Here is a 17200-nt window from a genome sequence, read left to right as displayed (position 1 = left end):
TTTACATTCATGGTCGGCATAATATTGTTGCTTAATGGGGTGTATGCAAATGAATTATTGAATAAAAATAATATAAGTTGTATCGGTGAGAATCAGTCAATTAGTCAATTACAAGGGGAGGGGCATCGCTCTCCTTATGTGATAAAAAAGGGAAGTAAACGATATCGTAGTGATTTATTCTTTACTGTTAAGGGGGTTGTTACCAAGTTGAAACTGGGCCGTAATGCGGGTTTTTTCATGCAGCAAATAGATAAATCAACGTTGAGCCTCGCGTCAAAAGGGATTTTTGTCAGAACCACAGACATGACGAATATTAAGGTTGATACGAATGTATGCGTGACAGGTGTTGTTGAAGAATATTACGGTATGACGCAATTACATCCCACAGCAGAAGTAATCGTGCTTGGTGATGCTAAGGCGGTAGCGCCTACCAATATCGTTGTTGCAACCGTTGACGCTAACTTTAGAGAAACCCTTGAACGCTATGAGGGAATGCGTGTACGTTTGGTCAATATGACGGATATGCGTGTGACTAAACCTTTATATTATGATCGACGTTGGCAACGTTATAATATTATTCTTAGTCATCAGCAGATAAATATCCATCCTAATACGGCTGCTTTTCCTAGCAGTATTTTCGCTGACCAACATGCCCTGAATAACAAACAACGGCGCTTATACTTACAGCTATCTGGTCGTCCCACATTAATAACTAAATCTGATTATATACGTGTTAATGACAAGGTTGCTGGCGTTGTGGGTATTTTACAATTTAGTTATGGCGAATTTAGGTTAGTCACGGATGATCAGGTTTCTAAAATACAATTCACCCATTTAAGTGACCGTGAAACATTACCCCCGCGGACGACTCATCATTTGCGTATTGCTAGCTTCAATTTACTTAATTATTTTAATACCGTCGCTGGTGGAACTCATAATCCATTAAGGCAAAATAGGGGCGCGACAACACGATTAGCGCTACACCGACAAGAAACGAAATTGGTTAAAACAATAGTCACACTTGATGCTGATTTTATTGGTCTGATGGAAATAGAAAACAATGGATTTGGTAAAAACTCGGCGATTCAACGGTTATTAAGCTTAGTTAATCGTCAAATAAAGGATCCAGATAAACAGTACAAAATGCTGCAACCTGATCAGTCAGATTTATATCGAGGGCGTTATTTAGGCTCGGGAGCAATAACGGTTGCTGGCTTTTATCGGCCATCTAAACTTCAGCATGTTAGTACCCGCGTTATTGATCTGCCTATACAGCGCAGTATTTTGGGTAATGCTTATCATCGACCAGCATTAACGCCCACCTTTATGAGAGACCGTGGTTATGAAAAAGAAAGTGAACAACTCACGATTAGTGTTAACCATTTCAAATCTAAAGGTTCTAAATGTGTTGCAGATAAGCAACGCTCAGCAATGTTAAAAAAATTAAGAATCAGTAGCAGGAAGAACAATACTTCGCTGCAAAAATGGCAAAGAACCAAATTAAAATTCAAGCAAGATAGACAAGGGCATTGTGCAGGGTTTCGATCGTTAGCCGCGAGTGTATTGGCGCAGTCATTAGCGAGGCTAGGTGGGGATAAGATTATCTTGGGTGATTTGAATAGTTATCCCAAAGAAGACCCGCTGTTAGTGCTAACTGATTATAAACAAGCGCGCTATGCTTATTATAAGATAAAGGGCAGCACACACAGTTATCTCGGTCAGCAATTAATAGACCTTAAATTGGATAATGGTTTTGGTTATCATGATCCATTTATAAATGAAAATACCGATAGCTGGACTTACTCGTTTCAGGCATTGGGTCGTTTGGATTACATATTGGTTAATACTGACCTTTTATCGGATGTAGTGGTTAAAAAAGTATGGCATATTAATGCGGCAGAAAGTCGATTATTAAATAAGGACAAAGGTTTTTTAAATAAGATTGCATTCTCATCCGATCATGACCCTTTGTTTATCGAGTTAAAATAATACAACATAGAAATACCCAATTAATAAAATATCACTGTATAATAAAACTACCAATATTGAGGTGTGTCTATACTGTAATTAGCGGCTGAAATTATTGATGTATTGTTTTCGATTATTACTTATTTGGTGTGCGATGAAAAAAAAGTTAACTTACCAAGAATTAGAAGCACAAGTTGTAAAACTAGAAAGTAAATCTGAAAATTTACAGCAACAACTTGATCTTGCTAACCAAATAACAAGTGAATCGTTAAGATCGACGAGGCTATTACAGACCCTAGTCGATACTATCCCCTGCCCACTTTTTTATAAAAATATCGATGGCGTATATCAGCAGTGTAATGATACTTTTGCGCAGACAATATTAGGGATAGATAAAGAGCAAATCATTAATAAATCGTTATTCGATTTGAATGACTGTATACCGAATGAATTAGCTGAAATTTATCACGCTAAAGATTTATTATTACTTAAAAATCCAGGTAAGCAAGTATACGAAACTTCGGTGAAATGTGCAGATGGCTCTATTCGCATATTCACTTTTTATAAAGCATCGGTACTCGATGAACAACAACAGATCCTAGGGGTTGTTGGCGTAATGCTTGATGTGACTGAACTGAAGAAGCAAAAACGTGAGTTACGAGAAAATAACCGTCGTTTAGAAATGTGTTCACTCACAGATCCATTGACTGGATTATACAATCGACGTAAATTCAATGATGTATTTCCAGATAGTTTACGCGCGGCTAAACGCCACCATCGTTTATTAAACTTCGCTATTATCGATGTAGATAACTTTAAAAAATTCAATGATAACTATGGGCATGTAGCCGGTGATAATGCCTTGGTTATTATGTCTAATTTATTACAGAATAAGTTATTACGCGCTGACGATTATATATTCCGCTTAGGTGGTGAAGAATTTGGGTTGTTATTTTATGCCGATGATGAAATAGCCGCATCGCAATTTGTGAACGATATTCGTTTAGCAGTGCAAGGTCTAGGGATCCCGCATAAGGAGAATAATGGTTATTCATGTGTGACAATATCATTAGGCATGGTGACGATTAAATACACTGATAAAGATATGTTAACTTTGTATGAAATGGCAGATAAATTGTTGTACAAAGTGAAGAACTCAGGGAAAAATCAGATATTAGCCAAACTCGTTTAAGGCGTACCTTAAACGGGTTTGCTTTATCACCTTTGACGAGGTTTATTATTTACCTTGGTTCAGTATTACCGTTAGGTGTCGTCTTATAGGAAGGCGTCAGCCATTTTCTGACTTAATTCAACATGATGTTGCATGGTCGAAAATTGTCTGGTGATACTCTCAGGCCCAAATGCATAGACAGGTACTGGAGAGGCTGTATGTGTGCCTGTTCCCCAAACCACATTTTGCGCGGCACCTAGTGCACGGCCAATTAAGTTTGCGTGAATTTCATCGCCGTATACGTAGAACTCTTTAAAGTCATTCACTTTCGGGAATTCCTTCGCACTTAAGTATTTATGACCATCGACCTGATATTCATTTTTTTCGCGTAAACCAATCGGCGCAGCTTGTTCTGGTGTGACTTTAAACGCGCTGTAACTGTTTATCGCATCAGCCCATTGTTGTCCTGTGCTATCTTTGAAGTCCCAATCGGCACTGACTTTATCCATCATTGCATAGAAAGTACCGCTTTGCGCATACAGCTTATCAAGTTGTGAAAGTGCGCCAAAGTTGAAGTTCGGTTTGTATTCTTTACCTTGCATGCCATTACCGGTTAAATGTTGTGCGGCAGGTAAATTATTACGAGAGTAACTGAATCCGAAGCTACCTGTTTCATGATCGGCAGTGATAATGACAAGGGTATCATTACGATCTTTTACCCAGTCATAAACCGCGGCGACTGCTTCATCAAACTTTACTAATTCATGTAGCATCCAGCCCGCATCGTTAACATGGCCAGCCCAGTCTATTTGTCCACCTTCAATCATAAGGAAGAAACCATCTTCATCTTTAGATAATATATCTAAGGCTTTCATGGTCATGTCACGTAATGATGGTTGTGTGCAGCTGTTGTCTTGTTTGCATGCTGTATAAGCAATGCCGTCTGCCATGCCTGAGTTTGCGAATAATCCCAGCAGCTTAGTGCCTTCAGCTGCGGCGAGTTGCTCTTTATCGAACGCAAGGTTGTAGCCGTATTGTTCTTTGGCCTCTAATAATAAATTACGTTGGTCTTTACGTTTTGATTTTTTGTAAACGCTGCCAGGCATACCTAAAGCGGCCATTTGATCACGGCTAGCCTGGTTGGTTTTAATGTCTGCGGGTAGGAATACTCGTGCACCGCCTGATAACATCACATCGACACTACCTGATTCGATTAGCTGCTCTGCGATCTTGGCTTCATACGAACGGTGTGGTTGATGGGCTGCGAATGCAGCGGGTGTTGCATGGGTAATACGGGTGTCTGATACTAGACCAGTTGCTTTACCTTGTGCTTTAGCTTTTTCTAAGATTGTCTCGACCACATTCCCTTGGCTATCTAGACCGATCATTTCAGATCCGGCTGCAACGCCTGTCGCGAGTTGAGTTGCAGAGCATGCTGAATCAACAACAAGGCTACCATTACTCCCATAAGGGGCGTTTAACGATAAACCCATTTGACCCGCATCAGCGAATCTTGATAATGCGGTTTTATTGCCTTTATCGTTATAAATAGAAAGCGGGGCACGCTGTGCATATTCTTCTAACAGACCCACTTGTTGAGGTCCCATACCATCGCCAATCATCAAGATTACATTTTTAACTTTGGTTATTTCTGGCGTAGTTACAGCTGAAGAGTTGTTACAAGCGCTAAGAAATACGCTTGAAATCGCAAGCATTAATACACTATTTTTAATCATCATAAATCCCTGTAAATGGTTAATCTAGTTGTTTTTATTGCGGGTAGGTTATAATGACCATGTTACATTTATGTGAAATTGTTAATAATATATAAAATAATTTTGATAAATAGTTGTGTTGCGTTCAGTAACTATACTAAATTTTGTGCTTATAGCTTCTCGAGTAGGTTTATCTGTGACAATTAAATTATTAAATACAACAAGGTGTTTAAATATGAGCATACCTTGTTGTATTTTATGTCTAATTAATCTTTTAATACCGTGATAAGCTCGCGCTTAAGTATTTTACCTACGGCACTTTTTGGAAGTGTATCGCGAAACTCAATATTGCGTGGTATTTTATAAGCGGTTAAATAACGGCGGCAGTATGTTTGTATGTCTTTGCTCGTCAGTGTTTTATTGGTACTGCATATAAATACTTTAATCTGCTCACCTGTGATTTGGTGAGGGATGCCAACCGCAGCCGCTTCTTCAATATCAGGATGTAATCGAAGTACTTCTTCAATTTCAGCGGGGTAAACATTGAAGCCAGAAACTAAAATCATGTCTTTTTTACGATCTACAATAAAGAATCCGCCGTCTTTATCCATGCGTGCTATATCGCCAGTCGAAAACCAACCGTCACTATCAATTGATTGAGACGTTGCTTCTTCCTGCTTCCAATATCCAGCCATAACCTGTGGTCCACGAACTTGCAGTTCGCCAACTTCATCGACTCCCAATGGCTGCTTATCATCATTCACGATACGCATTTCTGTTGATGGTAGTGGGACGCCAATACCCGCTGTATATTCTTGCTGAGTGTGTATACCACTACACACAACAGGTGAGCATTCTGTTAGGCCGTAGCCTTCGATGATTGGCATCCCTGTTACTTTTTGCCATTCTTTTGCAACATCTTCTTGGGTTGACATGCCTCCCGCGATGGTAAAACGACAGCTGCTGAAATCTAATGCGCGGAATTTTTCATTCTTTAACATCGCGTTGAACAGAGTATTCAAACCAAAAAAGGTAGTAAAAGGATAATTTTTTAGTTCTTTGACAAAACCGTCTATATCTCGAGGATTAGTAATTAATAAATTACGCCCCCCAATCATCATGATAAACATCAGACTTACTGAATTAGCAAAGATATGGTAAAGCGGTAGGGGAGTAACAACATGATCATTAGACATAAGTGTACGCGGAGAGAATTGACCAAAAACTTGTAATACGTTAGCGACAATATTGCGATGCGTTAACATTGCACCTTTTGCTACGCCTGTTGTACCACCTGTATATTGTAGATATGCAATATCTTCAGGTTTACATGCGGGGCGGTGGTAAGATCGTTTACGTCCAGTGGCTATTACTTTACGCATTGAAATTGCATTGGGAATGTGAAAGTCGGGGATCATTTTTTTAACGTACTTAATAGCGAAGTTAACCAAGGTACGTTTCGGTTGTGGTAATTGATCGCCTATACTGGCCATGATCACATGCTCGATACTGGTTTGCGGTAATACCTTTTCCAGATTATCGCCAAAATTGGTAATAGCAACAATCATTTTTGTGCCTGAATCCGCCAATTGATGCTGCAATTCTCGTTGGGTATAAAGGGGGTTTACGTTAACCGCAATGAGTCCGGCTCGAAGAATACCAAAAAGCGCAATTGGGTACTGCAGTAGGTTTGGCATCATTATTGCGCAACGGTCTCCTGGCTGCATCTTTAGATCATGTTGTAGATAAGCAGCAAAAGCGCGACTTTGTACTTCAAGTTGACGAAAGGTAAGTGTTGCGCCCATGTTCAAAAAGGCGATTGAATCCGCGTGTTTTTTACAGCTCTGTTCTACGATATCTAAAATACTGTCATATTGTGATGCATCGATGAATTCTGGTACATCACTAGGGTAGCGATTTAGCCAAGCTTTTTCCATGTTGTCACTCTCTGTAGGTCGAGGTGCAGTAGAGTTACTGCTCTAAAATGATGGATGTTGGCAGATCATAACCCTGTTAGATGGATATGCAAATTATTATCTATTAATTAAATCATAAATTAGTGAAAAAAAGCATTGGATTATGACTTTACATATTTTTGTTAGACAATGGGGGGTAAGACGATAATAAGTTGATACAAGCTTGATGGATTAGTGTTAATCATACAGAGAGTATGGCTTTATATACAGGACTTTAATGTAGGAGGGAGGCTCTTGGATTAAAGTCCTGTTGATGTTATCAACGAGGGCTTTATGGTCTCATGTGTATAGTTTATCGGTTTGCATTTTGACGAAATAATAACAGTGACGTTAGCGTTAAGATGAACCAGAACGACAACGCACCACCTGAGGAATCATCATCAGGAGTTGACTTAGTATTGGTAATCCTCAAATTGAGTGCTTTTGTTACAACGGTGTGACCGTCGCCTACCGTTAGCTGTATAACAATATCGGTATCACTACTGACTTCAGGTAAGGATAGCTCTATTTTACCTAGTGCTACGTTGGTTAACTGAATGTCGATGTTGTTCGGTAAAGTCCATTGGTAAGTCAGTAGATCATGATCAATGTCGCTAGTACTTGACGCATCAATGATGATATTCGTTAGTTCAGATGCAGTACTCGGCACTGACACAATCACGTTTGGTGCGTTATTTTCTATTTCAGGATAAACAGCCGCAGTGATAGACACGCTATTATTCGTGGTTTTATCTATATCATAATGACCACCGTCTTCGATCTGGATTAATATACATTCATCCCCTTGATTTAAGCCATACACATAGCTTTCATGCATTATCTCGGGGCAATTGCCGTTGAGGTTGAATGGCGCAGAAGATACATTGTCATGCGTGCCAGCGCTGAGTATTGACCAGCTAGATAATTTAGTATGTAAATACAAGAATGAATTGGCAGGTAATGGTTCTGTCGGGACAACAATGAACGCAGATTCACCACTCGGTTTTTTACTTATTCGCACATTGATTAACACACTTGCTAATAGTTGCTCATCAACATGAATTGAATTGGTATTTACCGGAATATCATTGAAATGAATATCTGCAAACTCAGCATCAGCACCTTTACTTTGTAAGTTAATATCGCCAAGTGATAATTTACTTGAAGCCTTAACAAATAAGGGGAGGTTACTGCTACTTAAGGGTAATTGAGTCGTATTATTATTGGTATCGAGGTAGTCAACAATACCATCACCATCGGTGTCAGCATAACCTTCATCTTGATCGTTAATACCATCCTTGTCTGTGTCTTCTAGCCCTAACGCTGGTAGCGTATTTGTGACCAATACTTGGATTGTTAGCTGATTATATAACAGTGCCGCAGTATTCGTTTCTGACACGGTTATATCGACAGAGTAAGTACCCACTGGGATCGTAGCTGGGTCAAATTCGATACGGTTACCATTATTCTGAGTGAGTGCCGCTTCGAATTCACTCGGAAGGTCGAATGAAACTGCATGCTGGTCTGCTAAATTGATATCATTGATCGATACATCAAGATAAGCTAAACCAAGACTTTTTTGCACTAAAGTCACAGCTTGTTGCGCTTGCTTAATATTAACACTCAGGTTTGGTGCTTGATTATCGCTAATGAGTGATATTTGGCTGGTGCCACTGGCGATGTGTGCATTCACCGCACCGTCTAGACCGACAGTGATACTGTCACCGGAGTGGTTCGCTGGAATATTGAATATTAACTTACCAGACATACCATGGTTAATACTTAACTGCGATTGTATCGGTGTTATTAATCCCGTTACTGTGTAATCAATTTGCACAGGATATTGCGCTGCCTCGCCATTGAGGTAAACGGGCACGATGACTTGATTACCGACTGCCGTTTGGATTTGAGCCGGTATTGCAATCTGTGGATTGATGGCAACAGTAACTTGTGCCGTCGTCGTATTATTTGACTGATCCACAGCCTGAACGTTAACAAGGTGTAATCCCGATTTTAATAGAGAAGGTGTTGTTATTTGTGCATTAATATCACCATCTACAAGATCACTTGCTTGTAGGTGTAACAGCGGAGTTAGATCTGTAAATATACCCTGGCTAGAAACTTGATAGAGTGGAGATAAATGAAATTCTGGTGCAATCGTATCTCTAATTCGTAATATTTGTGTTGCTGTTGCACTGTTGCCTGAGTGATCCGTTGCAGTCCAGATAATGTTATGATCACCTATCGCTAGGTTCGCCGTTATATTGTGGTTTACTTGAACGGGTAATCTGCCGTTATCACTGACTGTGTTAGGCGGTAAGGTGAGGGAACTAACGTTCGTTAATATTCCAACTGCTTCAATCTGAATATCAGCAATAGCGCTAAACGTTGGCGCTTGCATCTCTCCTACATTGCTATCGCGAGGTGCGCTATCTTCACTGTCTGGCACACCGTCAGCATCTGTATCACTGTTGTTGATGTCAGAATCTATCTGGTATTCTACTAAATTAGTAAGGCCATCCTGATCAGGGTCAAGTGACGCATCGGTTGGATCGTTTGGATCCAGACTATTGTCTAACTCCCATTGGTCAGGCATGCCATCATTGTCACTGTCTTGAATAGCTGGATTAAAACTGACGTTGTCGATCCAAGCGCGGTCTTTACCGGTAGATACACTGCTATCTTTACGGTAAACCCATTTAATCGTGTGATTGCCAGCTGAAATATTGACCGTGTGTGTTGACCAGTTTTGAGCGCCTGAAATATTGGTCATAGCTTGGTCATCAAGATAAACGGTTAAATAATCATAGTTGGATTCTGACTCAACTTTATAATCATAGGTTAAAGTCCCCTCATTAAAATTTCCATTCCAAGTGATAGTTGAATTCTGATTATGCTCTATATTTTGGGACATTAATGAATAGTTGCTATTTTTTGCTTCATCATTACTGACCTCCCAACTTGCGTTGGCATTTGCATCGCTAACCCAGCCTTGTGGTAACTGCAGGTCTTCGAAGTCGTATGAAACGTTTCGAATCGATGGCGGCTGCTGACTTGCATCGCTTGGATCAGTTCCTGCTTGAAATTCTGACAGGTTAGAAAAACCATCATTATCTAAGTCATCAAGTGCATCAAGATTGTTAAGCGGGTCTAAGCCATACGATATTTCCCAGCCATCAGGCATTTGATCGTCATCACTATCTGCGTTGTTCGCTAAAGTCCCGAGTTGGAATTCGGTCAAATTATCTAAACCATCGCTGTCTAAATCAGTATTCGCATCCGTTGGATCATTTGGATTAAGGCTATTACTGATTTCCCATGAATCTGTCATACCATCATTATCACTATCTAGACCCGTTGAGTAGAATGCTACATTATCTAGCCAAGCACGATCTGCGCCTTGCGAGACACTTCCATCCTTATTATAACGGAAACTAAGCGTATGCAGACCTGAAGATAACGTGTGGTTGAAATTTTTCCATTCCTCGTCTCCAGATGCTTGGAGTACTTGTTGATCATCGATATATAGTTCAAAGAAATCATAGTCGAGTTCGCTATCTATTTTATAGTCAAACGAAAATGTACCTTCACTAAATAAAGCACTCCAGAGCAGTTCAGCAGTTTGGGTATCAGCAATGGTTTTATTCGCGAGTGAATACGCGCCTGTTGACGGGACCTCGCTGACTAGTCCCCAGTTGTTATCTACATTAATTAATTGGCTTGGTATCGTTGCATCTTCAAAATCGAAGAGAGCGTTTGTGACAATTTCAGGCGTAGAATTTGAATCGAAAGGGTCTGTACCTAATAAGTATTCATCAATATTCGTTACGCCATCAGAATCTGAATCGAGTTGTGCATCGTTAGGATCTAATGGGTCGAGTCCAACGCTAATTTCCCATTGGTCGGGAAGTTCGTCATTATCTGTATCTGTATTATTCGGATCTGTACCATAAATTGATACTTCTTCATAATCTGTTAAGCCATCGCCATCAGAGTCTGGAATGGTTGGATTGGTGTCTGCAAGGTATTCATTTAAGTTTGATAAACCATCTTGATCTAGATCCTGTGACGCGTCAGCTGGCGTCGTATAATCTAGGCCATAGGATTGTTCCCAATAATCAGACATGCCATCATGATCTTGATCACTAAAAGGGAGGTTGTTACAAGTGACGCCAACTTGTGTAAAAGCATCGATTACGGCAAAAGTGTCATAACCTTTATCTGCGCTTGCGTTGATTGCACCACACGCGCCATCGACAAAATCTGTTGATTGAGTCCAATAAAAGCGGTTGGCATCAAGCATAATCGAGAATGCTTTTTTGATGTTCCACCCCGATGTGTTTGAAAGAATATAAAAGGCGCGATTAAATACACCACTGCTGTAGTGTACATCTATACCGTTATAATAGTCATCTGCATGGCCAATTGATCTACCATCAAGAGTCGGGTTTTCAAAAAAGCGGAACGCGCCGCCATTTTTGGTTATATCGGCACCCATTAGCCAATCATTATTACCGCGTACAAATAACTCTGCGGTTTCACCCGCCATGTCAGAAAACGATTCGTTGATACCACCAGACTGACCATTATAAATCAAGTCTGAGTTCTGGTCAGTGAAACCGTGGCTGACTTCATGTGCGACAATATCAAGTGAGACCAAAGGGTAAATACTGCTATCACCATCCCCAAAGGTCATGCTGGAGCCATCCCAAAAGGCATTGGCGTAATTAGTTTGGTAATGAACTCGCATGACTAATTGAAACGTCAGTGGCGCTAATCCATACCAGTCATTGTACATATCAAAGACTGCACTACCAAAGGCATGAGCATCGTTAAGCGGAGAGTATGCATCATTTATTTCTTTATATTCATTACGCGAACAAGTAAAAGCAAAGGTGTCACTGTTAGTTGAACCGTGTTGTAAATCAATGGTTCGGACGTTTTCATTTTCGAGCAAACAATCATTACCATTTTGCGTTACATCTAGTGCTGTGTAATCAGTACCGTATTCATATCTACCCACTTTCGCGTTACCGCCTGGCCCCGTTGCAGCCGCGTGTTGTAGGTTATTCCATGAATCGATAATAACGTTGGTGTCGGCATCAACTAATAAGATAGGTTGTGCGATGTTACCTTGATCATCTTCAAGCTTAAATGAGACATACCAAACCAGTATTGCTATGTTCTGTTCATTTAAGTGAATGTAATTTTTAACTTCAATGTTGGATACTTGGGCGTTTTCATTTAAACCAAATTGTTTTTTTGCTTTTACGATGAGCGTTGTTTGTAATTCTTCACTGGGTTTCGTGTTTGCTAATGCAGAGGCCGAAAGCTTAACATCTAATTCAATGTTCTTTAATTGTTTGCCATTTAGCGCATAAATTCGACTCTTAGCATCACGATGAACGGCTATTTGATGACCCCAAACAGGAATACCTAAGTAATTTTGTTGATACTTATTGTGAGTTCTGTCTGTCTTTTTTGTTTTGCTTTGGCCTGCAAACGTTTGGGTGGAAACTTCTGGTAATAGTTTAAAGCTGTGGGGATTGCTTTGAGTGCTACTGAGCGAAAATTGACTCGCTAAATTAAGGTGACTTTCGATACTTTCTGCATCTTTAAAATTGAACCGATGAGATTCGGCTGCTTGGGCAACAAAGCTCGCTGATGACAAGCTAAGCAGTAAGTATATCTTGGTGATATGCTGCATTTATTTAATATCCTTATTTATTCGGCACTCCGTTATGACTCGTGTCCGAATATAATGCTGCGTACTTTAAACTTCCATATTTCTTAAGGTACTGATTAAAACTAATAATTTAAGGGTAATAGCCCTGTTCAATCTTATATTTTGGATTGATTTTATTGCTTAGTCCATACTCGAGCTACTTAATCTCATTTATAATATTGGGTTTTATTGGGCGTTTACTTCTTATTTCTAGGCTTTAATTGTTGATATTATTGTTAATTAATATTTATTAATGTAGTTAGTCTTTTATTTTATGGCGAGATAGTATTTTCCAAAATCAGATGTAAGACGTATATAAGGAGTAAATAAGTCATTAGTATGAACATTCACTTAGATAAAATCATTTATTGGGGGAAGCTACAGTAAGCTTGTTACGGTTACTCTTCGCTCGAGCGTTACCAAAAAACAGCCGCAAATACAGACTGTATCAAGAAAAATCTAAGTTTTCTCCAGTTAAACGGTAATAGACCGTAATGAACGTTATAATCACACCTAACTTTCAGTTTAATTTAGGCCTAAATATGAGCTTTAACAGCTGAGAGTCTTCTTATTCAAGTGTAACCAATAGCGGGTTAAATATAGGGCAGGTAGAAAAGTTGAAAACTGAAGAGAACCACTGGAATATTTGTGCTGAATGTAAGGGGCGCGGGAAAGTAAGTAAGCGGCTCCGAAAGAAAGTAAGACTCCGCTACCAGCGAGAACTAGAACAATTTGAAAGAACCAACCGCGAAGGGATTGCTCCCGTCCGCCCTAAGGCTCACCTTGATGCCTGCTCGCACTGTAAAGGGTCTGGGCTGATTCGTTCTGCTATCCCTGCCTTCGTTGATGGACCGGATAAAGAGAACTACCCACACCTTGCTATTATTGGCGGTGGCATCGGTGGGGTGGCCCTTGCTGTGGCTTGCCTTCACCGTGGCATTCCTTTTACGCTTTATGAACGCGATAGCGGCTTCGAAGCTCGATCTCAAGGTTATGGGCTTACTCTGCAGCAAGCGAGTAGAGCGATCGAGGGGCTGGGTATTTTCTCGTTAGAGGACGGCATAATTTCAACCAGACATGTGGTTCATACGACAGAAGGAAAAGTGCTCGGTGAATGGGGGATCAGAAAGTGGGTGCCGTCAGACGACAAAAAGTTACCCAAACGCACGAATGTACATATCGCGAGGCAGTCGTTACGCTTAGCTCTGCTTGAACAGCTAGGTGGACATGATGTGGTGCAGTGGGGCCACCAGTTGGTCGATTTTAAACAATCTGAGGGTGAAGCTGTTGATTTGAGCTTTCAGGTTGAAGGCGAGATGAAGTACGCTCATGCGGATCTTGTCGTTGGGGCGGATGGCATTCGTAGTTCGGTGCGCAAGTTGCTGGTGGGTGAGGATGCTTCGCCCTTAAATTATTTAGGCTGTATCGTGATTTTGGGGATTTGTCCTTTGGCTGATCTTGAAGATGAAGGTCTTGATCGTGCTTTACTGGACTCGGCCACGGTATTCCAAACCGCTAATGGTCATGAGCGGATCTACATCATGCCTTATGCATCGGACTCGGTGATGTGGCAGCTTAGCTTTCCAATGCCAGAAGAAGAGGCTAAGGCCTTGAGTGCGAAAGGAACTAAAGCGCTAAAAGAAGAAGCGTTGAGACGATGTCAGTGGCACGATCCCATCCCTCAAATTTTAACGGCGACGCAGGAAGTGATGGTTTCTGGTTATCCTGTGTATGACCGAGCGTTACTCGAGCCTGAATTGTTGCAGAAAGGGGCTAACGTGACCTTGATCGGAGATGCTGCTCATCCTATGAGTCCATTCAAAGGACAAGGCGCGAATCAAGCGCTGCTGGATGCGCTGGCACTGGCTAGGGTAATTACAAAAGAATGTAGACCCTTGTCTAAATGGCGCGAAGCTGGCGTAAGGGAAAGAGTGTTAACTGAGTTTGAAGCCGAAATGTTGGAACGCAGTGCGAAGAAGGTGAAAGGTTCAGCAGAGGCTGCTGAGTTTCTGCATACCGATATCGTGCTGCACGAGGGCGATGAACCGAGAGGGCGCTGTCTAGACAGAAAATAGGACAATGAAGACGAACACAAATAAGGTCATATAACATGACGCTTGTTGTGGCTTAATGATGTTGTATACTGGAGTTGGTGTCTTGTAACAGGCACCTATTTTTTAGTTTTTGTATCTAAAGGTATGACTATCATCCAAAATTTCGATTCTGACAGGAACGACGCCTTGATTTTTACTGCTTATTTTTTCAAATGCTTTTTGAGAAAGGTCTATTACTCTAGCTTTAACAAATGGCCCTCTATCATTAATTTTGACATCGACAGACTTGTTGTTAGCCGTATTAATAACCCTAACGACTGTACCAAATGGTAGGGTTTTATGCGCGGCAGTATATGCTCTCATATTGTATTTCTCTCCACTCGCTGTAAGCTTTCCGTGGAATCTTTTACCATACCAAGAAGCTTGACCTACAAGGTCGTGAGATTTTGAGTAGGCTATTGTTTTAGGTGACGCGCTTGTCGATGCGGATGTAGATGAACAAGCTGTCAGCACGGAAAGGACTAGCATTGTAAATATAAGACTTAACTTTTTCATGTTATTTTAATACCACTTTTTTAAGTAATGTTGCATATTATACCTATTTCTTCATATCATTAATAATTCATCGCGGTGTGAGACATCAACATTTAAGTTTGTTCCAAAATCCCCGCTAGCTTGCTACGCTGTTGAGCTTAGCTTTATATTTTCAAGGAAATTTTATGATCTATTCAACCACTGAGTCAATTCCAGGCAAGGAAATAGAAGAAATAGTAGGTGTAGTGACAGGTAACGTTGTTCAGGCCAAGCATATAGGACGTGACATTATGGCCAGTTTAAAAAGTATTGTCGGTGGTGAAATTCGAGGTTACACAGAAATGTTAACGGAAGCTAGGGATATAGCAGTTCAACGTCTCATTGCAAATGCGCATGAAAAGGGGGCAGATGCTGTTGTAGGCATTCGTTTTACTACAAGTGCAATTATGGATGGCTCATCTGAAATTATGGTCTTTGGAACGGCAGTTAAATTAAAAAAATAACGCGTCCTTAAAAAGAATAAAATAGTTACCTCTGCTCGTTATTCACAATTTTCAGCTCATTTCAATTAGTCGCGAGTGGTCTAGGTAAAAGACGCAGTAAATCAAGACGTCGTACGCTTACAAATGTTAACATACGCCGTAAATTTACAGGCATGGTCATTTTCTAGTGACGTTAGGTAGAGAACTATAATGGTTTCGGACTACGAAAAAATAAAATTATTGTTAAAAAACAAGAGTAAGAACAATAATAAAGAAGACCTTGCACGCCTGCGTAAAGAGATCCCTACGTTTGAATGTACGCCGGGTTGCCACGATTGCTGTGGGCCAGTAACGACGTCTGCAGAAGAAATGTCGCGCCTGCCATATAAAACAGATGCTGAGCATGAAGCCGCATTAGATGAGTATAACTGCGTACATTTAGGCCCTAAAGGTTGCACTGTGTACGAAGAACGACCGTTGATCTGTCGACTGTTTGGTACAACACCGAAAATGCCTTGTCCCAATGATCGTCGACCAGATGAAATGATTGACGTTAAAGTCGAGGGGCAGATCCATCACTACATCAGAAATACACGACAAGTGTTGGTGTAACTAAAAAATTAATCAATTAAAACGTTACGGAGATAAAATGGAATTTATTCTGAATAAGTAGCAACATTAAACTCGGCTAATCCTTAGAGCTTGTCTGGTATTAACCAAAGCATAGGCCGCCGAGTTTTGATAATAAAATAGAGGTAATGGGTGTTAAAGGTAACGGGTATTAAAGAGAGTAATAGAAGTCAATTGAATAGCGAATATGACGAGCAAGGTTACTTTGTAATAAGAAATTATTTTAATACAAATGAGATTTTAGCACTGAGAGAAGTAGTATCAAAATTCCATGAGCGCTGGAAAGAAGACAATATACAATTCTATCGTTCAGAAGCGTTTAATTCGTCTGTCATTACCGGCATCGATTATTTAGAGTGCGACGATCGGCTGAAGCTTTTCAATTTTATCAGTTCAAAAAAAATGATGGATGTTGTCGAATCGGTTATACCGGCTAATCCAGCGTTTATGAATACCCAATTATTTTTCAACCCCGTTAACCCTAAACAAAAAGATTTCTGGCATCGCGACTGCCAATACGATCATGAGGTTGAACAGCAAAAAATAGCCGTGCAAGAGACGCAAGTGGTACATCTTCGCGTGCCTTTGTTTGATGAACTCGGCATGGAACTCGTCCCTGGTACGCATAAGCGCTGGGATAATGAAGAAGAGTTTAATGTACGACAGGAAATAAAAGGCAAAGTGAGCAGTGATAGCCTCTCTACCGGTAAGGTGATGAACTTAGCCGCTGGCGACTTACTCGTTTTCTCAGCTGATATGATCCACCGCGGTTTATATGGCATGGATCGGTTAGCGCTGGATATCTTAGTGTTTGATCCAGATGGGGATTTTGCTGACTATGTCGATGACGAATGTTTACCGAGCATTGAAATGCTGGATAAGATTGATGACCCGAGATTATTCATGAGTACGCTCGACTTAAAGGCGCAGTGTTGATTGCGCCGAAAAATATCAGTTAGCGCTTCA

General features: G+C 40.5%; 10 protein-coding genes. 6 read left to right on the top strand and 4 right to left on the bottom strand.

Annotated features, from left to right (window positions below):
• The first annotated feature begins 9 nt into the window (after nt 1-9).
• On the top strand, nt 10-1989 hold the full coding sequence (locus AKG98_RS07275) for an ExeM/NucH family extracellular endonuclease (RefSeq protein ID WP_228140240.1): 1980 nt from the start codon (nt 10-12) through the stop codon (nt 1987-1989).
• 133 nt (nt 1990-2122) lie between these two features.
• Nucleotides 2123-3160, top strand: coding sequence for a GGDEF domain-containing protein (locus tag AKG98_RS07270; protein ID WP_067043552.1), 1038 nt, complete (start codon nt 2123-2125; stop codon nt 3158-3160).
• A gap of 83 nt (nt 3161-3243) precedes the next feature.
• Here AKG98_RS07270 and AKG98_RS07265 read toward each other — a convergent pair whose 3' ends face one another.
• The 3 genes from AKG98_RS07265 to AKG98_RS07255 all read right to left on the bottom strand — a co-directional run bounded on the left by AKG98_RS07265 (nt 3244) and on the right by AKG98_RS07255 (nt 12516).
• Complete coding sequence (locus AKG98_RS07265; RefSeq protein ID WP_067043549.1) at nt 3244-4875, bottom strand: alkaline phosphatase; 1632 nt, start codon at nt 4873-4875, stop codon at nt 3244-3246.
• 245 nt (nt 4876-5120) lie between these two features.
• Nucleotides 5121-6791 carry an AMP-binding protein gene (locus AKG98_RS07260; protein ID WP_067043546.1) on the bottom strand — a complete coding sequence of 557 codons (1671 nt, stop codon included), beginning with the start codon at nt 6789-6791 and terminating at the stop codon, nt 5121-5123.
• A 331-nt stretch (nt 6792-7122) separates the two neighbouring features.
• Complete coding sequence (locus AKG98_RS07255; protein WP_067043543.1) at nt 7123-12516, bottom strand: M4 family metallopeptidase; 5394 nt, start codon at nt 12514-12516, stop codon at nt 7123-7125.
• 635 nt (nt 12517-13151) lie between these two features.
• On the opposite strand from AKG98_RS07255, the gene AKG98_RS07250 reads away from it, so the two are divergent.
• Nucleotides 13152-14609 (top strand): NAD(P)/FAD-dependent oxidoreductase, encoded by a 1458-nt coding sequence (locus AKG98_RS07250; protein WP_067043540.1) that lies wholly within the window; start codon nt 13152-13154, stop codon nt 14607-14609.
• Between the two features lie 102 nt (nt 14610-14711).
• On the opposite strand, the gene AKG98_RS07245 is transcribed toward AKG98_RS07250, so the two are convergent.
• A complete protein-coding gene (locus AKG98_RS07245) occupies nt 14712-15143 on the bottom strand; it encodes a septal ring lytic transglycosylase RlpA family protein (RefSeq protein ID WP_067043537.1) in 432 nt (143 codons plus the stop codon).
• Nucleotides 15144-15307: 164 nt separating this feature from the next.
• Here AKG98_RS07245 and AKG98_RS07240 point away from each other — a divergent pair, with 164 nt between their 5' ends.
• The 3 genes from AKG98_RS07240 to AKG98_RS07230 all read left to right on the top strand — a co-directional run bounded on the left by AKG98_RS07240 (nt 15308) and on the right by AKG98_RS07230 (nt 17170).
• Nucleotides 15308-15625 carry a heavy metal-binding domain-containing protein gene (locus AKG98_RS07240; protein WP_067043534.1) on the top strand — a complete coding sequence of 106 codons (318 nt, stop codon included), beginning with the start codon at nt 15308-15310 and terminating at the stop codon, nt 15623-15625.
• A gap of 189 nt (nt 15626-15814) precedes the next feature.
• On the top strand, nt 15815-16216 hold the full coding sequence (locus AKG98_RS07235) for a YkgJ family cysteine cluster protein (RefSeq protein ID WP_067043531.1): 402 nt from the start codon (nt 15815-15817) through the stop codon (nt 16214-16216).
• A gap of 150 nt (nt 16217-16366) precedes the next feature.
• Entirely contained in the window at nt 16367-17170 is an 804-nt protein-coding gene (locus tag AKG98_RS07230) for a phytanoyl-CoA dioxygenase family protein (protein ID WP_228140238.1), read from the top strand.
• The last annotated feature ends 30 nt before the right edge of the window (nt 17171-17200 follow it).

Origin of the sequence: Moritella sp. JT01 (assembly GCF_001574435.1) — a bacterium.
Classification (GTDB): Bacteria; Pseudomonadota; Gammaproteobacteria; order Enterobacterales; family Moritellaceae; genus Moritella.
This window is presented reverse-complemented; position numbering and strand designations above follow the sequence as displayed.